This window comes from Candidatus Zixiibacteriota bacterium (assembly GCA_036480375.1).
Classification (GTDB): Bacteria; Zixibacteria; MSB-5A5; order GN15; family JAAZOE01; genus JAZGGI01.
This window is the reverse complement of the sequence record JAZGGI010000020.1, coordinates 44,472-69,966: the sequence shown is the minus strand read 5'-3', so window position 1 is coordinate 69,966 and position 25,495 is coordinate 44,472. Positions and strand designations below refer to the sequence as shown.

The following is a 25,495-nucleotide window of genomic DNA, read 5'->3' as shown; positions in this document are numbered from 1 at the left end:
ATTTAGAAAATTTTTATGTATGTAAATTACCGCCTCATACAGGAAGCTGCCGATAAGTATGGTTATCCTCCGGTTATTCACATGGTGGCGCCGGTGGATCATCAGGAATACGAATTCATCCGCTCAACGCAGCATTACGGCCGGGCGCATGATGTTACTATGTTTTTATTCAAGGGATCTGAGTTAATCGTTATCGCCAAACATAATTATCCACCGGGTCTTTATCGCCCGCCATCCGGCGCCTGCCATCCGGGAGAGACATTGGCCGAAGGCGCCATTCGGGAGGCATACGAAGAAACCGGTTGCACCATCGCGCTTGACCGTTACCTGCTCCAGATAAACGTTACTTTTACTGACGGGCGGGGTAAGATTCCCTGGAAATCGCATATCTTCGCCGGGCATTATATGTGCGGTGAGATTCAGCCGGTTGATACTCGTGAAATTCGGGAAGCGGCTCTGGCCCACCTCGATGATTTTGAGCGATATAAAGATATTATCCGCAATAAAACCGCATCAGGGGGTCTCAATTACCGCGCCCGCCTCCATGATGAAGTATTAAGATTGTTGTGAGTGGTAGTTCCATTGTTATTTAAGGCAATTCTTGTATATTCGGAATAGGTCGTATTATTCCGTAGTATCTCTCCACAATCCCGATAATAACTATTCGCAGAAGCTAACAGGTATTTTTTATCTCAGCGATATCAAATCCAATGGGCATAGAGCTGTTTAACGGTCTAAGCGCGCTAATTCAATAATGATTCCTGCAGGAAATGAATAATCGCCGCTATGACTTCGTCGCGATGAGTAATATAAACCGAATGACCGGCTCCATCAATCTCAACAACCTGCCCGCGACTCATGTTGTCCCGGAATAATTGACGCGATAATCCGTCAATTCTCAATCCGGCCTGATGGCGAATTTCCATCTGCTTTTGCACGGCAGTATCCCGTGAATAATAATCGAGAAATAATTCGGTAATGGGGTAGTTGACAGCGTAAATCGCGAGGGCGGGAATGTCAATTCCGGAATAATCGGGATCGGTCAGGCTGTTGAATATCGCCCCGTATATCCATCCCGGAGTTTTACTACCGTCAAACCGACCGCTGGAATCCCATGAATATAGAGCTTCGATTTCAGATAACGGCATAATGACGCCGTTAATCCGGGTATAATAATCTCGATATCCTTCTATGCTGCTCAAATCATCGTCGGAAAGTTCGGGAATAACTGATTCGGGCGTTGGGTAGTTCTGAAGCGAATCCCTGGCCGATTTGCGGGAGTAAGCCGCCTCTATATATATAAGTCCCTGCACTCTCTTCGGGAATTTCCGGGCAAATAAAGTCATTTCGTCGCCGCCCAATGAATGGCCGGCAAGAATTACTTTTTCGATATTCAGACTATCCATAACCACTTTAATGTCGTCAACGAGGGTATTAATATCATAGCCCGAATCGGGTTGTGATGAAGCTCCGAATCCGCGCCGGGTTATGCCTATTAGATGATAGTCATTCGTTAATTCCGGCGCCAACTCATCGAAGACATGGGCGGTATGCCCCAATCCTGCCAGTAATATTATCGGAGTACCGGTACCGCCCCAATCCACGATTTCAAGAGATACGCCCGGCTCGACCGAGACACGATTTGTCATGAGAGACTTTGATTGCCCGCATCCACCGATGAATATTAAGATTAATCCAAGATATGCAACAGCGGCCGCATATCCGAAGTTTTTTAATTCTGAGCGTGTTTTCATAATATTTCCCAAATTTTAGATTATAAATTATCAATACGAAAGTAACACTCGAAAGTCTTTTGTTCAAGAATAAAGAGCAGATAGGCAGGGCACTTTACAACCCAGTCGAAAATCTGTTTTAATAGTTTGTCAGTCAAATCCTCGCGGTTTCTTCAATAGCTATTCGCAGGAGATATTCTCATTTTCTCCTCGTAATTCAATTTTTGCATCAACTCAAATATTCCCGAAATGCATCTGATAATTAAGTGGATCAGAGGTATTCGGGAACGCCAGAACATCCCCGTCATTCCCGAGAGTTTCCTGTTTCACGGGAGGCAGGTCAGGAATCCAGAGAGGTTATCCACATTTTCATTTACTAAAATTCCTTATAATGGCATATGCCTATTATGCTTACAGCGAATTGGGTTCGTTTTGTCCTTTTTGCATTGCGAAGGTTCTCTTCTTCTCCAAATGGGTTTGTTTCCTCAGATTAACGTTTTTGGTCATATCAACTCGGTGGTAAATACGACAGGCACATGCCTGTCTGCAATGGGTTTTCCACTACCAGGTCCCCGCCTGTCTTGAGAGGGGTGACCGCAGGGTGTGTGTGTTACCTTTATTTTATGTACCTGTTCCATGCTACTAAATGCGGATTGTATCGGAAATAACGGGGGATTGGTTGGATAATTGTCAACGCACCATGCGGGAATCCACCCGAAAAAATGCATCGCTTATTTTTCGGATGGGCCACCAGTCTATCCTGCTCCCGGTTATTGTACCACACTTATCTTTAATTCAAGCTAACCTTCAGAAAGACTTTGGAATTTATGAATATTGTTATATCTTAAAAATAGATGTAGTGTTTTTGATCTATATTTCGACAATTCTTAATAATTATGGATTGGGGTATTTATGGATAAATATTTAAGGTCACTAATCTGTGGAATCTTCTTATCAATTCTACCTCAAATTTCAAGTGCCCTTCCGCCCGGTGAATTGAGTAAAATAAATGATCCACATGCTTTGATGATTGTCGATAATGGATCGTATATTCATTCCAATTACATATTGATGTTCGTTACGAATCACGGTAATTTCGGTCGTGATCTTGCCCGAGTGATTGACAGTGATTATGGCACTTTCTACCCGTACAGATCAATAAATGATATTATAAATGCATCACCTCCTAAAAGCCCTCTTTACGGCGCAGGCTTATGGATTGGAGGAAAGGTTAACGGCGAAATACGAATCGCGGCATCTGAATACACAAGTGAATATGTCCCAGGGCCAATGGTTAGCGGCACCTTTCAAACAGATCGGCCGGAATTTCACGTATATAAACTCCACAGTGACAGTCTCATTGATAATCCCAATAACGACTATCTTAATTGGCCCGTTGATCAAGGAGCTCCTGTAAATTCAAACGATGAGCCCATTATTTTGGGAGATCAGCTACTATGGACAATATATAATGATGCGGATCCTTCCCAGCGTGGAGATGTTGATGTCGGTCATACAAAACCTTTAGGAGTAGAAATCCATCAGCAAATCTGGAGTACATTTCAGGAGGGAGAAGATATCAGTATATATAATTTTGAGATATCAGTAATCCAATTGGGAAATACTTCCCTAAATGTAGCCGCGGAAGTTGTCGATCCTTTGGAGCTAACCGGTCACACCTACAAAGTAGTTACTGATAGTCACCCTGATTTTATCAATGTTTGGCATCTTATAAATTCAACCACAGGAGAAACACTCCTGGAAAATCAAACGAATTTTTTGGGGGAATTCAGTCCGGTCATCGATGGATTTCACGTTAAGGTTGAAGGTTTAGGCGCAAGTTTTACCAGTTTTATGGTTGTAGCTAATGCCGCTGGTCCAATTAATCCTCCCGAACCGGCAGCCGCTGAATGGGCAGGTTTTCCCGTGCCACTAGACCAGGACGAAAATCCATTACAACCTAGTGATAATCAACAAGTTGGTGGAGGTAAATGGTTGTTTCATATTGAAGATAATGGTGGCTCATCAGGAGGCGGTAGCAGGGGTTCGTATGAAGCATTTGTTGAGAGGGCAACATACTCAGGTAGAACTCTGGGTCGAATTGGTGTATATGATTACGAAATGCGATTCACCGGGAACAATTCCAATCCTGGTGTAGGGGGTTCATATGCATTTAATTTATATGATGATAATGCACTTTGGGTGCCTTTCGAATTGTGGCGAACTGGAATCGGCACGTTCAATGATCCGGACGACGATGTGAGATTGATTCCACTGATAATAGACTATGCCGGTGGTCCAGACATATCGCGTGGTGATGAAATTTATGCCTTGGAGAGTTATGGCTCTGATGCCGATGGAACATGTAGAGGCCGTTGTGAGCATTCGGTTTCGGATGGAGATGATGACCCCTTCACTGACTTGGTATATTGGTCCGAGCCGATAGACCTCAGTTTCGGTGAAATAGGATATCAGACTTTTGAAGCGATGCTACTTGATGGTGGAAATTCGTGGGATTTGATTGGTGAAAATCTTCTAGGCCGAACAGTTTTGGTTAATTGGAATGGTGGAGTTGAACCGGATTTTTCTCAGGATGTACCGGAGCAGGGAACGATCTTTCGTATAACAACCGCCAAAGATAATCCGCCCATTGATTCATTTGTTTTTGTTGCAGAACCTTCTGTTGACGAAGACGCGGGGTATGAAGCCTCGACAATATACATTCAGTATAAAATATTTAACAAAGGGGAAAACACAATCAATGATTGCTATATTTCCTTATGGGTTGATCCGGATCTTGGCGGCGCCTGGGATGATTTAGTAGGCTGTGATACGACAAGTAATATATTTTTCTGTTATAATGCTGGTGAAGATGATGAGTTTTATGGGAACACGGTTCCGGCGCTTGGATTTAAAGTACTGGCCGGACCGCTTGTTCCCTCACCAGGAAATCAGGCAGTATTCGACGGTAAATTTTTGACTGATTTTAAGAATTTGGGCATGTCCGCATTCCAAAAGTATATTAGGGGTACTGATCCTTTTAATTTTATAGAAACTTACCGCTATATGCAGGGTTTGAACAAAATGGGTGAACCTTATATTTACGATGGGCAACCCGTGAAATATATGCATTCAGGCGACCCTGTTAGCGGCATCGGAGATCTGGATTCTAATGAAATAGACCACCGCATGATGGGAACTACCGGACCGATAACTATGTTGCCCGGCGATAGCCAGTACGTACTAATCAAGATGGCAGTTGGACAGGGAACAGATCATTTAAATTCAATAACGGTAATGAAAGAAATTCTGAATTCAGGCTTACAGCTATTACTCACTGGAGATGTCAACGGTGATGCAAAATTAAATGTCGCGGACGCTGTATTTTTAATAAATCGTGTATTTAGAAACGGAATTGCCCCCAGTAATTTGAACAATAATGATGTCAATTGCGATGGCAAAATAAATATTGGAGATGCTGTATTTCTGATTAATCATATATTCAGAAACGGACCTGCCCCCGATTGTCCTTGAATCCAAAGCAGGTAGCCTATCAAAAAAAATAAAAATAGCCTTTAATCGAGCAAATAGCCCGTTTTCCGCGGAATGAAATCACTGCTTCGAATACAGCTTTGCTTACGAATTACTCTTGACAGACCGATACATTTTATTATACTTATAGGTTCGAAATTATTAAGACGACGATTGGACTAAAAGAAAATGAAACGTACATTTCAGCCTTCCAACCGGAAAAAAATGAACGATCATGGTTTCCGGAAAAGGATGGCTACGAAGGCCGGACGAAGAATTCTCTCCAGACGCAGAGCCAAAGGCAGAAAACGTCTGACTGTCCGGATTACGCGCAAGAAATAACGTGGACATTCGGTTTTCGGCGAAGTGCCGGCTGAAAAACAAAAGCGATATTCAAGCCGTCTATGCCCGGCGAGATATTTACCGCGGCAAACGGCTTGTTTTCTTCCGGGCTAAATCGAAGGGCTTGCCGGAAGAGGAAAATCTGTCGCCTCTCAGCCGGTTTTGTGTGGTTGCCTCAAAAAAATGTGGCAACGCTGCCAAAAGAAATCGAATAAAGCGACTCTTGCGGGATATATTAAGAAAGAATCTCTTTCGGGTTGGGACAGGATTTGATTATATTATCCAGGCCAGACCCGAAACAATTGAGGACAAGGTTAAACAGGACGATTTCCTTGCCGATTTCGAAGCCTATTTCGACTGGAATTGACCGCCGGCTCTCTCCGCTGGCGTGGACTTTCGTGGGACTCACCAAATTCTACTGCGTGGTTTTGAGTCCTTTCTTTAGATTATTCGGACAATGCCGATTTTACCCGACCTGCTCACATTACGGGCTTGATGCCGTCAAACGGTACGGGGCATTGCGGGGTGGTTGGATGGCAGTCAGAAGAATCCTGAGATGTAATCCCTTTTTCCCCGGCGGATATGATCCGGTTGAATAATTGAGTGTGAGGTTAATGTGGATAGAAAAACAATAGCTCTGGTGGTTATATGTGTAGCGGTTCTTGTCTTTTGGGGACAAATTACGGAATACCTGGGGATTGTGAAGCCTGCCCCCGAACAACCGCCGATAACTGTTATACCGGACACGACGGATTATCAATCCCGTACGCAGCCTCAGACCCAACCGCCGACTCAACCGGAAATCGAACAATCGATGCCCGGGACAACAATTGTCCAATCGATTGATTCCCCTATACCGGAACAACTTATAACGGTTAGAACGCCATTGTATACGCTCGGATTCACTAACTATGGCGGCGGGCTGAACAAAATAACTCTTAATGAGTACACATATCATGATGGTGGCAATGTCATATTGGCAGAGTCGTCTGACAAAGTTGTCCCGGATTTTGAAGACGCAAGTGGCGGATTCGTCACTTCACGATTGGCCTTTACCAGCAATTCGATCGATTTCGAAATTGGCGCTGGTGATTCACCTCGGAAAATTACTTATGTTTATAATCATCCCAACGGTGGGAGGATAACCAAAACTTATACAATTAACGCTGATTCTTATGATATCGGCTTTGATATTACTATTGAGGGGATTGAAAGCTTCGGATTCGAGCGGGATTATAACCTGGTTTGGGGCATTGCCATTCCCCCGACCGAATCCAATCTGGAGGATGATTACAGTTATTATAATGCCGTCACGATGATGGATGAAAAATACGAATTCAGTGATTTTGATAATGGGCGGATGAAGGAAATCCAACCCGGAGCCGCTGATTGGGGAGGAATGCGAACCAAATATTTTGCGACGGTAATGATCCCCAAAAGTCGCCAAACCGATGGTTTTGAGGCTCATGGCACCGAACGCGAACAGAGAATCGGCGATGATAATATCGATGTCAGGGAAATAACTACCAAGCTGACAATGCAGATTCCATCATCCGGATCGATTTCGGATTCCTTTACTTTGTTTGCCGGGCCCCTCGATTATCAAATGCTGAAGAAATACAATATCGGATTGGAAGAGCTTAATTCAATGGGGTGGATTATAATCAAGCCATTCTCAATCGGTATAATATGGCTACTGCCAAAGATTTACAGCGTTCTACCCAATTATGGCATGGTCGTTTTGATTTTCGCGCTACTAATTAAAATCATCACCTTTCCCCTTTCTCGAAAACAGGCCGCGGCCATGGCCAAGCTCAAAGATGTCCAGCCCAAAATGAAAGCGCTGCAGGAAAAACATAAAAATGACGCCGGGCGGCTGAACAAGGAAATGATGAAACTGTACAAAGAGGCGGGCGCCAATCCATTATCGGGATGCCTGCCGATGCTGCCCCAGATGCCTCTGTTCTTTGCCTTGTTTATCGTATTCAAAACGACGATTGAATTTCGCGGTGCGTCGTTTTTGGGCTGGATTACTGATTTGTCGGTGCCCGATCCTCTTTATGTTTTGCCGATTATTATGATGGTCAGTATGTTTGTCCAGCAGAAAATGACAATGACCGACCCGAAAAACAAAATGATGGTCTATATGATGCCACTTATTTTTGGCTGGCTGTTTATGAATTTCCCGGCGGGATTGGTATTGTACTGGACCGGTTTCAATATTCTTTCATTTGTTGAGACTATGTACGTTCGTAAGCAAATGGAACAAAAGAATCCACAGGTAAAGGATGCCTGATGGGGCAACGAATAATTCAGTAGATACGATTGCAGCCATTGCCACACCGACCGGCTCCGGCGGCATCGGAGTCGTTCGCGTTTCGGGGCCGAAGGCTCTTGAAATTCTGAAAAAGGTTTTTATACCTCACAAGAAAAAGTCCAAACCATCTCCATACTTATTGCGCTTCGGCCAAATCAAATCGGCATCCGGAGAAACTCTCGATGAAGTTTTGGCGGTATATATGCCCGGTCCAAAAAGCTTTACCGGTGAGGATCTGCTTGAGATATACTGTCATGCCGGGGCGATGGTATTGGGAGCGATTATCGAGACGATTCTCTCCCGTGATTGCCGACCGGCCGAAGCGGGTGAGTTTTCTCTGAGGAGGTTTTTAAACCGCGGCGAGGATTTGACCCGTCTCGAAGGAGCGGCCGATATCGTCGCGGCCAAGACCGAGCTTTCGTATCGGGTATCGCGGCAGCATTTGATCGGCGCTTATGGAGAACTTATAACTAAGTTAAGAAATAATATTATCAATATGCTGGCCGAGCTCGAAGCTGATATCGATTTTCCGGATGAGGATGATGTCGGTCGTATCGGCCAGGAGCTCTTATCTGAAAAACTCGAAAGCGTTATAGCCCAATTGGAGGAATTATCGGAAAGTTATCGCACCGGAAAAATAATCAAAGATGGATATCAAGTATTGATTTTGGGGCCGCCCAATGCCGGAAAATCTCTTCTATTTAATCGCCTGGTTAAACGCAATCGCGCCCTGGTAACCCCTGTCCCCGGAACGACTCGTGATTATATCTCGGAATGGATCGATATTGAGGGTCTGCCGGTTGAATTGTATGACACGGCCGGAATTCGCAGGGCACGGGGTCACGTTGAAAAGGCCGGTATCGCTTCTTCGCAAAAACTTATAAAGCAAGCGAATATGATAATTTACCTGTTTGATATTAATAAACGTCCGTCTGATTTTCCCGCTTTTAATTTGTCTAAAATTCAAAGACTGATAATCGTGCTTAATAAGATTGATCTGTGCGATAATATCAATGCGAAAATTCAAAAATGGATAAAAAAGTTAAATATAACCGATAATATTTTTGAAATCTCAGCGAAAACAGGCAAGGGCTTGAGGGCATTAACGAAAATAATTTACGAATCGGCCGGAATCTCTGATCTCACTGATGGCCTATTTGTCACGTCTAATCGTCATAAGAGCAAAATTGATAAATGCTTAACACATCTGAAAGAGATTGAAAAATCGTCCGCTCCGGTTGAAGTATTGTCGTGGGAACTGCGTCAGGCCGCTGATGCCATCGGGGAGATAACGGGGCATATTTATACCGAACAGATACTCGATGAAATATTTTCAAACTTTTGCATTGGAAAATGATGTTTCATGTGAAACAGTATTGACGAGTTTTTCATTTTATGCTATATATTCCTGGAATTTATGAAATATGATTTTGACATACTGGTAGTCGGAGGCGGTCACGCGGGGACGGAAGCGGTAATGATCGCCCATCGGATGGGTATGAAAACCGGTTTGGTCACGATGGATAAATCCAAACTGGCCCTGATGTCATGCAATCCCGCTATCGGCGGAGTCGGCAAAGGGCATTTAGTTCGCGAAGTTGACGCTCTCGGCGGGATAATCGGTAAAGCTGCCGACTATTCCGGAATTCAGTTCCGGCGGCTTAATCTATCCAAAGGTCCGGCCGTTCGCTCGACACGAATTCAATGTGATCGCAGAGTCCATTGTAAATACATCAGCGATTACGTTGCTTCGCTAAAAGGTGTTAAAGTTATTGAAGATGAAGCGATTGGCCTATTGATCGAAAAGCATAAGGCAATTGGATTAAAACTGAAAAGGGGCGGGAATGTATATTCCAAACGAGTTGTTCTATGCACTGGGACTTTTCTTGGCGGACTGATTCATATCGGTAAAAAAACAATTCAGGCTGGGCGACGCAATGAGCCAGCTTCGATTGGCATGACGGAATCCTTGAATAAGGCCGGGTTCGAAACGGCCCGGTTGAAAACCGGAACGCCCCCCCGCATCAATGGCAAATCGATTAATTACGATGTAATTGACAAGCAGCCGGGAATGAATCCTCCCCCGTATTTTTCTCATTGGTACCATAAAAATCCGGATCTGAAAAATGACTATCTTTGCTGGCTGACTTATACGACAAAGGAAACGGCAGATATTATTCATCAAAATATCGGTCGGGCACCCCTGTTCTCGGGACAAATTAAAGGAACCGGTCCGAGGTATTGTCCCTCAATCGAAGATAAAGTCGTGCGGTTTGCCGACAAACCCAGACATCAAATCTTTATCGAGCCTGAAGGAGTCGGAACGGATGAGATTTATTTGAACGGATTTTCGACCTCATTGCCCGAAGACATTCAATATAAAGCGGTTAAGACGATTATTGGGCTTGAGCGGGCAGAGATAACTCAACCGGGATATGCCATCGAATACGATTTCGTTCCTCCTTATCAGATAAAACCTTCGCTTGAGACGAAATTAATCAAGGGACTTTTTCATGCCGGGCAAATTAATGGAACTTCCGGTTATGAAGAGGCTGCGGCACAGGGGTTGGTAGCCGGATTAAACGCATCGTTGTCAATTCCTGGCGAGGAGCCTTTTGTTCCCGGTCGGGATGAAGCGTATATAGGCGTGATGCTCGATGATCTGGTCACCCGGAATATCTCCGAGCCATACCGCATGTTCACCAGCCGGGCTGAATACAGGCTGGCATTGCGGGAAGATAATGCCCTCGACAGGCTGGCAAAGCACGGAAAGAAGTTTTCGATATATACAGAAGATGAGTTAATGTTGATTGGCGACTATAGTAAAAGATTAACGGAGATGGTAACTTATCTGAAGGAGCAGAAGTTTTCATCCATAGTTTTAAAAGAAAAATTTGGCCTGAAGACCAGGCGAGGAAGCTTGACGATGGCCGATTTGCTTTGCCGTCCCGATTTTGAACCTGAGAGATTATTTGAGCTAAGTTCCGGAAACGGCTTGAAAGAGTATCCGGATATATTTGAGAAAGCGGCGATATTAATTAAATATCGAGGATATCTTGAAAAGCAGGACCGTGAGATTGAGCGTAAACGGAAAAACGAGAGTATTAAAATACCCGATAGCCTGGATTTTACCCGTTTATCCGGCTTGAAGACCGAGGCGATAGAGAAATTGACGCGCTTCCAGCCTCAAACACTGGGACAGGCCGGGCGGATTGAGGGAGTTACTCCTTCTGATATTGCGGTTTTGACTATTCATATAAAGCAGCATAACCTCAATATTGTTTCACGTGAAACACCCGGGCCGAACCATGATTAACTATTCCTCCAAACAATTGCTCGAAAAGTATATCAATATGTCCCAGCTTGATATTTATCTGGATTTGGTCGAAAAGGCTAATCGGAGCTTCAACCTATTTTCCAGAAACTTGGAACGGGATGATTTAATGCAAATCATCGCCGATTCTTTAATTCCGGTTAAATTGGGCTGGATTAAAAATGACGATACAATCCTCGATATCGGCTCCGGATGGGGCATACCTTCAATTCCTTTTCTTTTGGCTATTTCTAAATTAGAAATTACGCTGGCAGAGAGGTCAAACAAAAAGGCCGATTTTCTTGCTCTGGCGTTGAATCGGCTTGGCCTGGAGGCCGATATTCGAAACTGTGACTTATCTCAGATTTCAAACAAAAATAATTATTCTCTGGTTGTCTCCCGCCGCATTAGTCTTGATGGGAAAATTTTTCCTGACATTAAAAAGCTCGCTTCTCAGAATACGCGCCTTATTCATTATGGCCTCAACTTTCCGGCTGATTTGTATAATCTTGTTCAAATGATTGATTATAAGTTAGATAACTCATCATTAAAAAGAATTACTCTCGCCGAAATTTAATTAAAAAATTAGTTGCGCCGCGTTATAAAAATTGATACTCTAACATTTTAACACGGATGTTTTGGACAGCGAGGATATATGGCCAAAATAATGGCGGTGGCCAATCAAAAAGGAGGCGTCGGAAAAACGACGACGGCGATTAATCTCGCCTCCTGTCTGGCGGCGGCCGAAAAGAAAACGCTTTTGTTGGATATGGACCCCCAGGCCAATTCGACCAGCGGCCTGGGATATTGCCCCAAAGATGACGACACGACCGCTTATGAAGTTTTAATCGGTGCGGCGGGAGCGGCCGACGCGATCGTTTCCACGGAATTATCTTATCTGAATTTGCTTCCTTCGCATGTGCGCCTGGTCGGGGCCGAGATCGAGTTGGTGCCGATGGTAGCCCGGGAGCAAAAACTAAAAGAGATATTAGGACAGATAGTAGATAATTACGAATATATAATTATTGACTGCCCACCCTCTCTCGGACTTCTGGCATTGAATATCCTCACCGCCGCCGATTCGATCATTATTCCCATTCAATGCGAGTATTATGCCCTCGAGGGTATGGGGCAACTGTTAAACTCCATAAATTTGGTTCAAAGACATCTCAATCCCGATTTGAAAATCGAGGGCGTTCTTCTCACGATGTATGACGGCCGTTTGAATTTGTCGCGCCAGGTTGCCGAGGAAACGCGCAAATATTTTCCCGACAAAGTTTATCAAACGGCCATCAATCGCAACGTCCGATTATCCGAGGCGCCCAGTTTCGGAAAGCCTATTATTTTATATGATATATTGTCCACCGGAGCGCAAAACTATATTTCTTTTGCCAAGGAGATATTGAGTCATGGGTAGTAAAATCGCATTAGGGCGCGGGCTGGAAGCTTTGATCCCGACCGCGGACAAGGAAGAGAAATCGGAAGGAATGTATCAATCGATTCCCTTGGATCGGATCGCACCCAATCCGCATCAACCGCGTAAATCATTCGATAATGATTCTCTCGGGGAATTGGCCGAATCGTTCAAATCGCGGGGGATGCTGCAGCCGATATTAGTAAAGAAAGAAGGTGGAGGATTCACTCTCATCGTCGGGGAACGTCGGTTTCGGGCGGCTAAAATCGCCGGGCTTGACAAAATCTCCGCTTTGATCATGAGTGATTTGAGTAAAAACGAAATGCTCGAGATGGCCTTGATTGAAAATGTCCAGCGCGAGGATCTCAATCCGATAGAAACGGCTCAGGCTTACCAGGCTCTCATCGAGCAATGTGGCATCACTCAATCGGCATTGGCGGACAAGGTCGGAAAAAACCGCGCTTCGGTCACAAATACTCTGCGGCTTCTGACTCTGCCCGATAATATCCGGCAGTTGATTATTGAGGGCAAATTGACCGAGGGGCACGCGCGAGCGATTTTGTCGGTGAGCGATTCGAATTTACGCAACAAGGTGGCGCAGAAAATTATTTCGGAAACGATGTCGGTACGGCAGGCGGAGAACATGGCCCGTCAATCGAAGCGGCGTCGCCTGGTGATTAAAAGAAAACCGCCGGGGATCGAGGACGCCGAGACGTTTTTGAAACATATTCTCGGTACGGCGGTAAAAATTGTACCCGGTTTAAAAAAAGGCCGTATAGAAATAGAGTATTATGGTGATGAGGATTTGAACCGATTACTTGATATGATGAGGAAACTGTCTTAAAGAAATGGCCGGACGTTATTTGACATTCATGATTGTGCCGGATGATCAGGCGGAGCCGAAACGGTTTCGCCTGGCGGTCTGGTTTTATCGTACGCTGATAGTATTTATCGGTCTGGTCCTGGTCGCGCCGATCGCGTATGTGATTATATATTTTAATATCGTTTCCATGGCGGCCGATGCCGAGCGATTGGCTGAGGAGAACGAATCGCTCAGGCGTTATCAGTATAAAGTTCAGATACTGGAACAATCGCTTTTGGAGACGCGCCAGCTTATGGCCGACGTCGCCGCTATAGCGGGATTGGATTCGGTCCTGTTAGCTGATTTATACGGCGAAGATGAAACGTTTACCGAAAGCCATACTCAGACTCGCCCGGGATCGATATCGAGATCATTGCCGCCGTCCTCTCCGATTCCGGATGGGCTTCCCGCGATAGGATGGATCACGCGCGGGTATTCGGAAATTCAGGGAAAGCGTCACGAGGGAGTTGATCTGGCGATGGCGGTCGGTTCGCCGGTTTATTCGTCCGCTTTTGGGGAAGTGGTTTTTGCCGGAGAACGAGATGAATTTGGCAAAACGGTGATTGTCAAAAACAATGATAGTATCGAAACGCTGTACGGTCACAATAGCGCTCTTCTGGTGCAGGCAGGCGATACGATTTTCGCGGGGCAGCGGATCGCGCTATCGGGCAACACCGGACAAAGCTCGGCCCCGCATCTGCATTATGAAATCAGAATTAACGGAAAGGCTGTTAACCCTATAAAGTATTTTGCGTATGAAGATTAAAAACAATAAAAACGAAGAGATCAAAATGGATGGAAAAATGAACACCATTATCGGCAAGGACTCGACCATTACCGGGACAATTGACGTCAAGGGTCCGCTTCGCATCGACGGCAGGATTAAAGGCCAGGTTAATTGCGAAGATACTGTTACAATCGGCGCCGGCGGAAATATCGAGGCCGAGGTCAATTGCCGCAACGCGTCGATTGCCGGGAAGCTCAAGGGCAATGTCGTTGCCAAAGAAAAAGTCGAACTGCAGGCCCAGGCCGAAATTAGAGGTGACATAAAGACCAAATCGCTGGTTATTGAACAGGGCGCTGTATTTTGCGGCTCGTGCAATATGAAGGAAGGCGAGTCGATTTCGACCAATAGTTACACCGAAGCAGCCGCCAAAGTTCGAAAAGATACATCTGAAACTGTCAAGTAGATGTGGATAAACCACACAATATTGTGGAAATGTCGTTAATTTGTTGTTATACATTGTGTTATGTATTCTCGATAAAGGCGCGGTAAAGCATTTATCCACAATTTCAACTCCTATTTGAGGTTAGGCCGATTTTAATGCAAATGTCCGCCAATCTCTTTATTTGCGCCGTTTTCAGGCGTTTTGTACGAAATACTATTTTCTCGAAAACTTGTACCTATTTTGGAGGTTAATAGATCGTGACCAATACAAACGACACTCAGGCTCTGCAGGAATTACAGAATTCATATTCCCAGATTAAAAGCGAGATCGCAAAGGTCATTATCGGCCAAGAAGCTGTTGTGGAGCAACTTCTTATTGCTCTTCTGGCGCAGGGACACTGCCTTCTTGTCGGTGTTCCGGGGTTGGCCAAAACACTACTTATATCGACTCTGGCCCGAATTCTCGATTTGAAATTCAACCGGATTCAGTTTACCCCCGATTTGATGCCGTCCGATATCACCGGGACGGAGATTATCGAAGAAGATCATGCGTCCGGTAAGCGCGAATTCAAATTTGTGCATGGTCCTGTCTTTGCCAATATAATTTTGGCCGACGAAATCAACCGAACGCCTCCGAAAACACAGGCGGCGCTTCTTCAGGCGATGCAGGAGCATGAAGTCACCGCGGCGGGAACGACATATAAGCTCGACGAGCCGTTTTTTGTCCTGGCGACGCAGAATCCGATTGAGCAGGAGGGGACGTATCCGCTTCCGGAAGCGCAGCTCGACCGGTTTATGTTCAATGTCTATGTCGATTACCCGTCTTTGTCCGAAGAAGAAGAAATCGTGATGACCACGACGGCGGCTCCGACAGCGGAACTCGAAAAATCCTTGAGCGCCGAACAGATCATAACGCTTCAAAATCTGGTCCGGACAGTTCCGGTATCCGAGCATCTGGTATCATACGCGGTTCGGTTGGCGCGCTCGACGCGACCTAACGAAGACGGCGCGCCCGATTTTATCAAAAACTGGGTGTCATGGGGCGCAGGGCCCAGGGCCGGGCAATATTTGATTCTCGCCGCCAAAACGCGAGCGATTTTGGACGGCCGCCCGACGCCGTCGGTGGATGATGTCAGATTCGCGGCTATCCCCGTTCTTCGCCACCGCATCGTAACCTCGTTCAATGCCGAAGCCGAAGGCATCGACACGATTGCGATTATAAATAAGTTACTTGAGACAGTGAAAGAGAAGCCGTAAGTGTTATTTGGTAATTTCTGAATCCTGCGCTACAAATTATTAATTTTAGTAGGTGAAAGGATAGGAATGGATATCCTGATTAGAATATCATCATACATTATTGCATATCTATGCATATTATTAAAAGACATACCATTATTCCCTATAACATTGTTATTTAGAACGCGGTTATATAAAATCAAAAAAATCTCACCCTTTATTATATTTTTATTCGATGTTGCCGCAGTTGCCGGTGTGATTTTTTTGGCAATTCAAATTATAGAATGGTTGGATTGTCAACCTAGTTGGCTAATGTTTATTATTCCCGGTATAATGATGATCTGGAACGACCGGCATAGGTTGTATCTCGCAAAAAAAGGTCTAAGTAAAGTTAGACATTTGCATGAACTAAACAAAACATCTGACTCTTATGATCATAAACATGATATTTATATGGAAACTGCACATTTAATAGGGGATTTTCTTGGATGGACTATCGGAACGATTCTATGGTTAAAAACAACAACACTATTATAAAATTCAGTAACTCCTTATGTCTAGCACACGGAGTGATTCGCACTTGATATGGTATATCAATGCAATGAATCAAACTTGTAGTTTTTCAATATTTTCAATTTGGAGGAAGTATGGGATACAAAATTGTATGCTCCAATTGTGATGCAACTAAAATTGCATACAACATCGATGATCTGATCAAAAATCACATTGATGAAGATGGTAAACTGATTATTAATTGCTGTGATAATCCCAATACTTCAATTAATAAAAAGAGTGACCTACAAGAAAAATCAGAAAAATGGGAGCGTTGGATCAAAAGAGTATTAATACTTCCATCAGAAATTCCTTCTTATTCACCTTACGTCTTTTTAGTATCCAATTCAGAAGATTCGAACACTATTTCGGGAGCTCATTTTCATTATTTTAAAGATACAAGACAATATGATAAAAATAATCGGCGAAAATCAGGTGCACTAAAACATGGACATGGCCCAGGAGGGCCACCCGTTTTAGATAAAGAGCAAATACTTTTTCTTTTAGAAAAGTTAATAGAATCTGGTTTACTTTCAAAAAAGGACTTACTCAACGTGGCCAATAAAGTAAACTAACCCATGACCAACTACTCAATTGTGATACACGGCGGGGCGGGGCAGGAGGACGACTGCCATCTACAAAAGAGGAGGATTTTGAAAAATGCTACGGCTAATTAAATACACCGTATTATTTGAGATAATCATATTATTTGCCTGCAATATATCTTCATTAGGCTCAAATGCTTCCAGTATAAATTCATTAGAGGAGGTTAATTTGGGCGGTACTAATCAATGGATTCTTATGAGAAGCGATAATTTAAATAATCCTATACTTTTGTTTCTTCATGGCGGACCGGGATATCCCGAAATGCCGTATACACATTTCGATTCTCCCCGCCTGGAAAAACATTTTATCGTTGTTAATTGGGATCAGCGAGGGGCGGGAAAATCATTCAACGATAGCGTTGATGTTAATACATTGAATTTAGAACAGTTTTTATCAGACACGCATGAATTAATTCAATTTCTTCGAAAACGATTTTCAAAAGATAAGTTGTTCCTGATCGGGCAATCGTGGGGAACAATATTGGGATTATATACCGCCGAGCGTTATCCGGAATTAATTCATGCTTATATCGGAATGGGACAGGTTGTGAATTCCACGGAAGGCGAAACACTTTCTTATCAATATACTCTTGAGAAGGCAAAAGAAGGAGCGGATTCAGAAGCGGTGGCTGCACTCGAAAATATCGGGCCGCCTCCGTACAGTGGCGGATTCGGTAGTCTGGCGGCCCAGAGACAATATCTTACCAAATATGGCGGGGCCATGATTAATATTACATACCCTGATTTGATGAAGATAATGAGTCAATCTCCTCATTATACGAAAATAGATAAACAGAATTTCATGAAAGCATTTATTCAAACCAATTCGATCATGTGGAACGAAGTAATGGAGGTGAATTTTTCTGAAACTCTAAATGAAATTAGGGTTCCGGTATATTTCTTTACCGGAAAATATGATTTCGTGACTCCGTTTGAAATCGTTGAACGATTTTTTGCAAAACTGAAGGCCCCGAATAAAAAGATGATTTGGTTTGACAATTCTGGGCACTGGCCGAATTTGGATGAGCCAGAGAAATACCAGGATGAACTGATAAAAATAGTACGAAATGTAATGGAAAAATAAAACGTTATGACTAATTTATCAATTGCAATACACGGCGGGGCGGGGACGATACTTCGGGCGTCAATGACGCCCGAAAAAGAAAAAGCATATCTCGACGGGTTGACGCAATCGCTCAAAGCCGGATACGAGATTCTCAAAAAAGGTGGTACGGCTCTTGATGCTACCCAGGCGGCGGTGGTCGTGATGGAAGACTCCCCGCTTTTCAATACCGGCGTCGGCGCCGTGTTCACTCATGACGGCGGTCACGAGCAGGATGCCTGCATCATGGACGGCGCGACCAAAAACGTCGGGGCGGTCGCCAATGTCCGGCGCATCAAAAACCCGATTCTGCTGGCGCGGTTAGTATATGACAAAAGCCCACACATCCTCTTTGCCGGAGAGGGAGCCGAAAAGTTTGCAGCATCTAACAGCATGACGCTGGTTGAGGATATGACTTATTTCGATACCGAGTTTCGGTATGAACAGTTACAAAAGGCTTTAAAGAGGGAAAAGAGCCTTTCGGCTCCGGCGACGCAACTGGATCATTCGGATGATAAAGATAAGATGGGCACGGTCGGAGCGGTAGCCGTTGACCAAAGCGGCAACCTCGCCGCGGCGACATCCACCGGCGGGATGACCAACAAACGGCATGGCCGTATTGGAGATACTCCGATGATCGGAGCCGGGACGTACGCCGATAATAACACCTGCGCCGTTTCGGCGACCGGAGTCGGCGAGTATATCATGCGCGGGATGATCGCCTATGATATCGCTGCTTTGATGGGATACAAAAATATGCCACTTGCCGATGCCGCCGATTTTGTGATTATGAAAAAATTTACTGAGCTGGGCGGTTCGGGGGGAGTGATTGCTATCGACCGTGCCGGGAATATCGCCATGCCGTTCAATTCAAAGGGCATGTACCGGGGTTACGTGCTCGCCGACGGCACGAAGAAACTGTCAATATTTTCAGATCGGGAATAAACTCTTTGCCCATATGAATCGTCTAATACTGTAATAAATGGGATTGTGAGAATTTTATCAGGCGGATACTGGATGGGTTGCCGATCAATCTTAAATATTTTGGGTAACCTCTATTAAGTTAATACGTAAAAAGGTCAAGTGAATAAGTGGTAAGGAGTCCGCATGTTTATTGATTATTTCAAGTCAGCATTTAGAAATTTAACTAAACACAAGGGACAGACTTTTATAAGCATTGCCGGACTGGCGGCAGGATTTATCTGCTGCATTATGATTTTTATTTGGGTTGAAGGGGAATTAAGTTACGAGAAAATTCACAAAAACGCCGACCATATTTATCGAGCGAAGACCGAACACGGGAGATTATGGGTAGCGGCGGTTGCACCATATTTGAAAGAAACTTATCCTGAAATTACCAACTCAACCCGCGTACATCACCGCTGGTGGCAACTTACGTATGATAATAAATCACTTAATGGACGTATTCATTGTGTCGATCCATCATTTCTGGATATTTTCTCCTATGAATTTGTAAAAGGCAATCCCGCGAACGCTTTGGCCTCAGGCGAATCGATAATAATTACGGAAACCTTGGCCAATAGTATCTTCGGCGATAAAGACCCGATAGGGAAAATTATACAAATTGAAAAAAGAGAACCGCTAACTGTTAGCGGCGTTATTAAAGATGTACCCTTTAACTCGCATATACAGTTTGATGGATTAGTCAATGTAAACTTCCTAAATGTTATTTTTTCCTGGTTTCCCCAGATGGACAGTTGGACCGATGGCGATATGTACACATACATTCAGGTTAATCCCGACATTGACGTTAGTGCTTTGCGTGCTAAAGTACAGAAATTCGCCGATGAACGCTCTTTTGAAAGGCAAATAATATTTCAACCAATTACCGATATTCATCTATATGGCGACCGGGGCGGGGCTCCTTTGATAACATATGTTTATATATCAATCGCCGCCGCTATTCTGATATTACTTTCAGCCTGCATCAATTATATCAATCTATCTACGGCCAGAGCCAGTGACCGCGCTAAAGAAGTTGGCATAAGAAAAGTCGTTGGCGCCAGCAAGGCAAACCTGATATTGCAATTTATGGGTGAAACCGTCCTTGTGGCTTTATCCTCAGCAATAATAGCAATGGGCATAGTAAAACTTTTGAGTCCGCAATTTGGCGAATTGATTGGCAGAGAAATTTTATTTAATCCATTTGGCAATCCGGTAATCATATTGGGAATACTTGGAATTATTCTGGCCACAGGTATTATCGCGGGGATATACCCCTCTCTAATTCTCTCATCTTTTCGACCGATCAAAGTCCTTCGCTCGACATTCAATGACAAGTCACAAAAATCAATATTCCGACGCGTCCTTTTAATAGGCCAATTCGCCGTGTCTATCTTTCTGCTGGTGGCTGTTGCTGTCATTTATAGCCAGCTGGATTATATAAAAAATAAAGACCTCGGATACGATCACAGCACAATTTTGTATGTTTACCTGCAAAGTGACTTTTTTCGGCATGTTGGCCCGATTATGAATGATTTTGATAATAATCCCGATATTGCCGATTATACCTTTACCAATACCACGCTTGATAGTCCGGAAACTTCAACAAATAACGTGAAATGGGAGGGACAGCAAGAAGGTGAAAAAATCATTTTTCGAGTTCAGGCGGCAGGTTATGGCTTCGCGGATGTTTTTGGCATTGAAATGGAAGAGGGTCGGTTTTTTTCAAGAGATTTTTCCACCGATCTTGAACAAGGTTACATTGTCAACGAGGCCGCGGTCACGGCCATGAAGATGGAGTCACCAATCGGAAAACGTTTCTCATGCCAGGACCGGGAAGGCAGGATTATCGGCGTTGTCAAGAATTATCATTTTCGATCATTGCACTATGAAATCCAGCCTTTAGTCCTGGCTATGAGGCCCGACTGGTCGGATATTCTGGCTATCAGGGTCGAATCCGGCAATATTCTACGAACCGCAGATAATATCCAGGGCATAATTAAAAAGCACATTCCGGACTACCCGATAGAAGTTCGTTTTTCCGATCAAGCCATTGGGAGACACTATCAAACAGAAAAACGGATTGGCAAGATATTTGCAATCGCATCCGGTTTGGCCATTTTTATGTCGATTCTTGGTCTTATCGGCCTCGTGTCTTATGCTGTCCGCAGACGAATCAAGGAAATTGGAGTTCGTAAAATTCTCGGGGCTAACGTGATCGGTATTGTACAGCTCATATTAAAGGAGTTTGTCTATGCGGTTGGTCTGGCTTGTATCATTTCATGGCCGTTGGCTTACATTGCCTGTAAACGCTGGCTTGAAAGCTACGCCTTTACTATAAATGTTTCCTGGGCGTATTTTGTGATTCCGGGAATTATAACTATGCTTATCGCGATTCTTACCGCCGGTTTTTATGCGTTTAAAGCCGCAAACACAAACCCGGTAGAAACGTTAAAATACGAATAGAACTGAGCCCTCACAGCGGGATTACATTCTAGGATTTCGAACCAACCACTAAATATATTTGTGTAACGACAACTCAAGAGTTGTCGCTGCGCGGGAATGAGTTATATTGAATTTGTTCGTCGATTTGGCGATGTTAATTTGTATAAACAATGGGGAATGATTTTTACAATTTTATTGCATATAAGGAGGGGAATTAATTATGCGTAAAGGAATAATTGGATTATCAACATTATGCGCAATTCTCATGATATGCATTAACTGTATAAGCCTTCTATTTTTATTTGCCTCGGCGATTTTTGCCGATGATTCAGATTCGGTTGAATCTGCATTTGGCCCACCTTCTACACCAAATATTACAATAAGTAAAGAGGAATATCAATCACGGCTGAAGCTACTTCCCAAAAACGAAACCAACGCCGATTTTTTGTATGAGCTGGCCTATCTCGCGTTTTATATGGATGAACTGGATATATCCGAAAAATATTTTCTAAAATCAGCCGAAATCGGAAATTACAAAATTCCATTTTATGGAAGCGAATACTATCTCAATCATTGGCTGGGGCAGATTTATGAAAAACGGGGAGAGCTAACAAAGGCCCGACAATATTACGAACAGGCGGACGACATTTACTATATTCACCTGATCAAGGCCAAGATATTTATAGAATCGAAGAATTATGATCAAGCGGAAGCGGAGTACTTGAAAGCTTTGCGGGTAGAACTGTTCGAACTATGCAATTATGAAGAATATCTCACATTGATTAATATGTTTGTTGAAATCGAGAATTTCGAAAAAGCGGAGTATTACGCCGAAATCTATATCAAGAAAATGCGTGCTTTGGAAGCAATTCAAGATGAGCTGATGTATACTTATGATTTCGAAACAGAGATCGCTGAAGCGGAAAAATTGCTGGAGGAGATAAAAGCAAAGCGGAAATAGAATTTATGCTTATATTGCAGTGGCGACCATGAGGCGCCCGAAAAGGATATTTTAATTAACTATGCAAACTGACTACAGAAAATATTTGTCGCCGGATACGGTGTCGAAGCTCAAGGGGATGGAACTCAAGGCACGGATGGTCGTCGAAGGATTTATCGCCGGGATGCACAAATCGCCGTATCATGGATTCTCAGTCGAGTTCGCCGAACATCGGCAATATATGCCGGGCGATTCGATCCGCGATATCGACTGGAAAGTGTACGCCAAATCCGACCGGTACTATATCAAGCAGTACGAGGAAGAAACTAACCTCAAGGGATATCTCCTGCTGGACTGCTCGGCCTCGATGGGCTACTCATCGGATAAAAAACTGGTCAACAAATTCGATTACGCCCTGACGCTGGCAGCATCGCTATCGTATCTGATGCTCAAACAGCGCGACGCAGTCGGGATGGTGACGTTCGCCGATAAAATCGACAAATATATTCCGCCCCGGTCGGTGACAGGACATCTGCATGTACTTCTCAACCAGTTTTCCAATTTGAAAACCGAATCAACGACTGATCTGGCGCTGCCTCTGCACGAGATGGCCGAGAGGATTCGTCGCCGGGGGCTGGTGATTATTATATCGGATTTATTCGACGACCCTGAAAAGATCGTATCGGGCATAAAACATTTTCGGCATCGCAATCATGAAGTTATCGTTTTTCACCTCCTCGATCCCCGCGAGCGCGATTTTGCTTTTGCCGGAGAGGCGATTTTTCAGGATATGGAAACCGGCGAAAAAATCACGACACTGCCGTGGCAGATAAAAAAGGATTACCAGGCGCAATTTGAAAAGATGACCGATTATATCCAGTCCGAATGCCGCCAGGCCCGCGCCGATTATCATTTATTGGATACATCGACTCCGTTTGATAAAGCGTTGTACGCGTTCTTGTCGAAGCGGGAGAGATTGTTTTAGTGACTCGTCACTTTTTGGCTGTCGCGTAGTGTATATGCAACTGAGAATACATTTTTGTCATACCCGCGAAGGCGGGTATCCAGTGAAATTATGAAAGAGTACTACATCTATATCATGGCGAGCGAACGAAACGGAACACTTTATATCGGAGTCACCAATGATTTAGTTCGTCGGGCATACGAACACAAGAACAAACTCATTGAAGGGTTTACCAAAAAGTATGGTATACACAAGTTAGTCTATTTTGAGCAAACTTCCGATGTTGAATCTGCTATAGCACGAGAAAAACAAATGAAAAAGTGGAATCGTAAATGGAAACTGAGATTAATCGAAGAATCTAATCCAGGCTGGAAAGATTTGTACAATAAACTGGTCTAAAATATTTTTTTCTGGATTCCCGACTCGCTTCGTCCCTGACGGGACTCCGCTCTCGGGAATGACAGTTGGGGACTTGGTTTTGGTTGTTGTGCTAAATTTGTAAAACAAAAACGACATGAGTGAGTAACATAAAAATGAAATTTTCAACTATTGCGAAACTAATAACTATTTCATTTACATTGCTCCTGCTTTTTTATGGGTGTACAGAAACAAATAGCCAATATAAAATCAATCAGAAATTTGCAGATGACGTCATTAAGGCATTTTATATTCAAGGAAAATATTATGAGGACAACATTCGACCGATATTTGCAAATCCCCCAAATGATTCGCTAAAACTTAAGATAAAAATTATGTTTGAAAATTCAATCAGCGATATGTTAGATTCTTTAAGAATGATTGATACCTGTAACGTAAGCACTGATTTAGTTAATATTTATAAAGAATTTATCACTTATGCCGAACACGCCGACTTGTATTTAAAGAAAACAGATGAGAAGTTTGATTGGATTCTATTCTCAATATATATGGAACAATTGGAAAAGGTGCAATCGGAATTTGAGGAGAAGTGTAAACAATTGAATTTAGAGCTATATGCAAAAGGAATATCTTAAATACAATCTGAGGCATTCATAAAAAATAGAGTGTCCGGCAACTTGCTGTGGCAGTTTAGTTTTCATTTGAGGCGGTATAATGCTTCAATATAAAATCATAATCTTCATAGTCGTGTCGGCGGGGATATTGTGGTTATCGCGGAATTCTTTGCGAAATTTCCGTTCGCACGGATTCTATCGTTTCTTTGCGTGGGAAGCTATACTGATAATCATAATCCTGAACTTTAGACACTGGTTTGAAAATCCATTGAGTATAAATCAACTGATTTCCTGGTTTTTATTAATTGCTTGTACGGTTTTGGTTATTGTCGGAACACGATTATTAATAACCATTGGAAAACCAAATAGTAACCGCGACGATCCGACACTTTATGGCATTGAAAAAACTACAAAATTGGTGACTGTCGGGGCATATCGATACATCCGTCATCCGATTTACAGCTCGCTCTTGTTCTTGACATGGGGAGCATTTTTCAAACATATATCAATCATAACAATTTGTCTTGCCTTAATCGCAACACTCTTTCTATTTATAACAGCAAAGTTTGAAGAGTCGGAGAATATCAAATTCTTTGGCGATGACTACAGGGAATATATGAAGCGAACAAAAATGTTTGTACCATATTTATTCTGATGCAGAAAGGATAAGATTATGTTTTATAAAAAAGATTCATCAAATTATAAAGAGCCGCTGGATGGAGTAAATCTGAAGACTTTATCCTACGGCGAAAATATGTCGCTGGTCGAATTTCATCTCAAAAAAGGTTGTGCGGTGCCGCTCCATTCGCATCCGCATGAACAGATCGGGTATCTGGTTTCGGGAAAGCTGAGATTCGAATGCGAAGGGGAAGAATTTCTGGCCGAGCCCGGCGATAGCTGGCAATTTCCATCAAATGTCGAGCATATGGCCGAAGTATTGGAAGATTCAGTGGCGGTTGATATTTTCATGCCGGTGCGTGAAGAATATATGTCATAAAAAAAGGCTGGAGATTATT

Annotated in this window: 25 protein-coding genes; 24 read left to right on the top strand and 1 reads right to left on the bottom strand. The window is 43.6% G+C overall.

Annotated features, from left to right (window positions below):
* Positions 1–15: 15 nt before the first annotated feature.
* A complete protein-coding gene (locus V3V99_04970; protein ID MEE9442001.1) occupies positions 16–570 on the top strand; it encodes an NUDIX hydrolase in 555 nt (184 codons plus the stop codon).
* A gap of 173 nt (positions 571–743) precedes the next feature.
* On the opposite strand, the gene V3V99_04965 is transcribed toward V3V99_04970, so the two are convergent.
* A complete protein-coding gene (locus tag V3V99_04965; protein MEE9442000.1) occupies positions 744–1,754 on the bottom strand; it encodes an alpha/beta hydrolase in 1,011 nt (336 codons plus the stop codon).
* Between the two features lie 891 nt (positions 1,755–2,645).
* Between V3V99_04965 and V3V99_04960 the strand changes: the two genes are divergently transcribed.
* The 23 genes from V3V99_04960 to V3V99_04850 all read left to right on the top strand — a co-directional run bounded on the left by V3V99_04960 (position 2,646) and on the right by V3V99_04850 (position 25,476).
* Entirely contained in the window at positions 2,646–5,267 is a 2,622-nt protein-coding gene (locus tag V3V99_04960) for a dockerin type I domain-containing protein (protein ID MEE9441999.1), read from the top strand.
* A gap of 186 nt (positions 5,268–5,453) precedes the next feature.
* On the top strand, positions 5,454–5,606 hold the full coding sequence (rpmH, locus tag V3V99_04955; protein ID MEE9441998.1) for a 50S ribosomal protein L34: 153 nt from the start codon (positions 5,454–5,456) through the stop codon (positions 5,604–5,606).
* A gap of 1 nt (position 5,607) precedes the next feature.
* Complete coding sequence (rnpA, locus tag V3V99_04950) at positions 5,608–5,973, top strand: ribonuclease P protein component (GenBank protein ID MEE9441997.1); 366 nt, start codon at positions 5,608–5,610, stop codon at positions 5,971–5,973.
* A gap of 31 nt (positions 5,974–6,004) precedes the next feature.
* On the top strand, positions 6,005–6,205 hold the full coding sequence (gene yidD, locus V3V99_04945; GenBank protein MEE9441996.1) for a membrane protein insertion efficiency factor YidD: 201 nt from the start codon (positions 6,005–6,007) through the stop codon (positions 6,203–6,205).
* A gap of 17 nt (positions 6,206–6,222) precedes the next feature.
* Positions 6,223–7,902, top strand: a complete 1,680-nt coding sequence (yidC, locus tag V3V99_04940) for a membrane protein insertase YidC (protein MEE9441995.1) — start codon at positions 6,223–6,225, stop codon at positions 7,900–7,902.
* Entirely contained in the window at positions 7,895–9,280 is a 1,386-nt protein-coding gene (mnmE, locus tag V3V99_04935) for a tRNA uridine-5-carboxymethylaminomethyl(34) synthesis GTPase MnmE (GenBank protein ID MEE9441994.1), read from the top strand. The genes yidC and mnmE overlap by 8 nt, the downstream gene beginning before the upstream one ends.
* A gap of 60 nt (positions 9,281–9,340) precedes the next feature.
* The gene (gene mnmG, locus V3V99_04930; protein MEE9441993.1) at positions 9,341–11,239 is read left to right on the top strand and encodes a tRNA uridine-5-carboxymethylaminomethyl(34) synthesis enzyme MnmG; all 1,899 of its coding nucleotides are present in this window, start codon (positions 9,341–9,343) and stop codon (positions 11,237–11,239) included.
* Entirely contained in the window at positions 11,232–11,813 is a 582-nt protein-coding gene (locus tag V3V99_04925) for an RsmG family class I SAM-dependent methyltransferase (GenBank protein MEE9441992.1), read from the top strand. Before mnmG ends, V3V99_04925 begins: the two co-directional genes overlap by 8 nt.
* A 78-nt stretch (positions 11,814–11,891) precedes the next feature.
* A complete protein-coding gene (locus tag V3V99_04920) occupies positions 11,892–12,653 on the top strand; it encodes an AAA family ATPase (protein ID MEE9441991.1) in 762 nt (253 codons plus the stop codon).
* Positions 12,646–13,494, top strand: coding sequence for a ParB/RepB/Spo0J family partition protein (locus tag V3V99_04915; GenBank protein MEE9441990.1), 849 nt, complete (start codon positions 12,646–12,648; stop codon positions 13,492–13,494). The genes V3V99_04920 and V3V99_04915 overlap by 8 nt, the downstream gene beginning before the upstream one ends.
* A 4-nt stretch (positions 13,495–13,498) precedes the next feature.
* Positions 13,499–14,278, top strand: coding sequence for a M23 family metallopeptidase (locus tag V3V99_04910; GenBank protein MEE9441989.1), 780 nt, complete (start codon positions 13,499–13,501; stop codon positions 14,276–14,278).
* Entirely contained in the window at positions 14,268–14,702 is a 435-nt protein-coding gene (locus V3V99_04905) for a polymer-forming cytoskeletal protein (GenBank protein MEE9441988.1), read from the top strand. The genes V3V99_04910 and V3V99_04905 overlap by 11 nt, the downstream gene beginning before the upstream one ends.
* 236 nt (positions 14,703–14,938) lie before the next feature.
* Positions 14,939–15,937 carry a MoxR family ATPase gene (locus tag V3V99_04900; protein MEE9441987.1) on the top strand — a complete coding sequence of 333 codons (999 nt, stop codon included), beginning with the start codon at positions 14,939–14,941 and terminating at the stop codon, positions 15,935–15,937.
* A gap of 626 nt (positions 15,938–16,563) precedes the next feature.
* Positions 16,564–17,043: a hypothetical protein gene (locus V3V99_04895; protein ID MEE9441986.1), complete on the top strand. Its 480-nt coding sequence runs from the start codon at positions 16,564–16,566 to the stop codon at positions 17,041–17,043.
* 85 nt (positions 17,044–17,128) lie between these two features.
* Positions 17,129–18,157: an alpha/beta hydrolase gene (locus tag V3V99_04890; protein ID MEE9441985.1), complete on the top strand. Its 1,029-nt coding sequence runs from the start codon at positions 17,129–17,131 to the stop codon at positions 18,155–18,157.
* A gap of 6 nt (positions 18,158–18,163) precedes the next feature.
* Positions 18,164–19,120 carry an isoaspartyl peptidase/L-asparaginase gene (locus V3V99_04885; protein ID MEE9441984.1) on the top strand — a complete coding sequence of 319 codons (957 nt, stop codon included), beginning with the start codon at positions 18,164–18,166 and terminating at the stop codon, positions 19,118–19,120.
* Positions 19,121–19,282: 162 nt separating this feature from the next.
* Complete coding sequence (locus tag V3V99_04880; GenBank protein MEE9441983.1) at positions 19,283–21,604, top strand: ABC transporter permease; 2,322 nt, start codon at positions 19,283–19,285, stop codon at positions 21,602–21,604.
* Positions 21,605–21,803: 199 nt separating this feature from the next.
* Positions 21,804–22,544, top strand: a complete 741-nt coding sequence (locus V3V99_04875) for a hypothetical protein (GenBank protein MEE9441982.1) — start codon at positions 21,804–21,806, stop codon at positions 22,542–22,544.
* A gap of 61 nt (positions 22,545–22,605) precedes the next feature.
* Positions 22,606–23,508 carry a DUF58 domain-containing protein gene (locus V3V99_04870; protein ID MEE9441981.1) on the top strand — a complete coding sequence of 301 codons (903 nt, stop codon included), beginning with the start codon at positions 22,606–22,608 and terminating at the stop codon, positions 23,506–23,508.
* Positions 23,509–23,598: 90 nt separating this feature from the next.
* Positions 23,599–23,886, top strand: a complete 288-nt coding sequence (locus tag V3V99_04865; protein MEE9441980.1) for a GIY-YIG nuclease family protein — start codon at positions 23,599–23,601, stop codon at positions 23,884–23,886.
* 134 nt (positions 23,887–24,020) lie between these two features.
* Positions 24,021–24,500, top strand: a complete 480-nt coding sequence (locus V3V99_04860) for a hypothetical protein (protein MEE9441979.1) — start codon at positions 24,021–24,023, stop codon at positions 24,498–24,500.
* A gap of 79 nt (positions 24,501–24,579) precedes the next feature.
* Positions 24,580–25,134: an isoprenylcysteine carboxylmethyltransferase family protein gene (locus V3V99_04855; GenBank protein MEE9441978.1), complete on the top strand. Its 555-nt coding sequence runs from the start codon at positions 24,580–24,582 to the stop codon at positions 25,132–25,134.
* Between the two features lie 18 nt (positions 25,135–25,152).
* Positions 25,153–25,476: a cupin domain-containing protein gene (locus V3V99_04850; protein ID MEE9441977.1), complete on the top strand. Its 324-nt coding sequence runs from the start codon at positions 25,153–25,155 to the stop codon at positions 25,474–25,476.
* Positions 25,477–25,495: the final 19 nt, after the last annotated feature.

Excerpts from the sequence above, each read along its gene's own strand:
- V3V99_04970 (MEE9442001.1), top strand. The coding sequence starts at position 16 with ATGTATGTAAATTACCGCCTCATACAGGAAGCTGCCGATAAGTATGGT.
- V3V99_04965 (MEE9442000.1), bottom strand. The coding sequence starts at position 1,754 with ATGAAAACACGCTCAGAATTAAAAAACTTCGGATATGCGGCCGCTGTT.
- V3V99_04960 (MEE9441999.1), top strand. The coding sequence starts at position 2,646 with ATGGATAAATATTTAAGGTCACTAATCTGTGGAATCTTCTTATCAATT.
- rpmH (MEE9441998.1), top strand. The coding sequence starts at position 5,454 with ATGAAACGTACATTTCAGCCTTCCAACCGGAAAAAAATGAACGATCAT.
- mnmE (MEE9441994.1), top strand. The coding sequence starts at position 7,895 with ATGCCTGATGGGGCAACGAATAATTCAGTAGATACGATTGCAGCCATT.
- mnmG (MEE9441993.1), top strand. The coding sequence starts at position 9,341 with ATGAAATATGATTTTGACATACTGGTAGTCGGAGGCGGTCACGCGGGG.
- V3V99_04925 (MEE9441992.1), top strand. The coding sequence starts at position 11,232 with ATGATTAACTATTCCTCCAAACAATTGCTCGAAAAGTATATCAATATG.
- V3V99_04920 (MEE9441991.1), top strand. The coding sequence starts at position 11,892 with ATGGCCAAAATAATGGCGGTGGCCAATCAAAAAGGAGGCGTCGGAAAA.
- V3V99_04915 (MEE9441990.1), top strand. The coding sequence starts at position 12,646 with ATGGGTAGTAAAATCGCATTAGGGCGCGGGCTGGAAGCTTTGATCCCG.
- V3V99_04910 (MEE9441989.1), top strand. The coding sequence starts at position 13,499 with ATGGCCGGACGTTATTTGACATTCATGATTGTGCCGGATGATCAGGCG.
- V3V99_04905 (MEE9441988.1), top strand. The coding sequence starts at position 14,268 with ATGAAGATTAAAAACAATAAAAACGAAGAGATCAAAATGGATGGAAAA.
- V3V99_04895 (MEE9441986.1), top strand. The coding sequence starts at position 16,564 with ATGGGATACAAAATTGTATGCTCCAATTGTGATGCAACTAAAATTGCA.
- V3V99_04890 (MEE9441985.1), top strand. The coding sequence starts at position 17,129 with ATGCTACGGCTAATTAAATACACCGTATTATTTGAGATAATCATATTA.
- V3V99_04885 (MEE9441984.1), top strand. The coding sequence starts at position 18,164 with ATGACTAATTTATCAATTGCAATACACGGCGGGGCGGGGACGATACTT.
- V3V99_04880 (MEE9441983.1), top strand. The coding sequence starts at position 19,283 with ATGTTTATTGATTATTTCAAGTCAGCATTTAGAAATTTAACTAAACAC.
- V3V99_04875 (MEE9441982.1), top strand. The coding sequence starts at position 21,804 with ATGCGTAAAGGAATAATTGGATTATCAACATTATGCGCAATTCTCATG.
- V3V99_04870 (MEE9441981.1), top strand. The coding sequence starts at position 22,606 with ATGCAAACTGACTACAGAAAATATTTGTCGCCGGATACGGTGTCGAAG.
- V3V99_04865 (MEE9441980.1), top strand. The coding sequence starts at position 23,599 with ATGAAAGAGTACTACATCTATATCATGGCGAGCGAACGAAACGGAACA.
- V3V99_04860 (MEE9441979.1), top strand. The coding sequence starts at position 24,021 with ATGAAATTTTCAACTATTGCGAAACTAATAACTATTTCATTTACATTG.
- V3V99_04855 (MEE9441978.1), top strand. The coding sequence starts at position 24,580 with ATGCTTCAATATAAAATCATAATCTTCATAGTCGTGTCGGCGGGGATA.
- V3V99_04850 (MEE9441977.1), top strand. The coding sequence starts at position 25,153 with ATGTTTTATAAAAAAGATTCATCAAATTATAAAGAGCCGCTGGATGGA.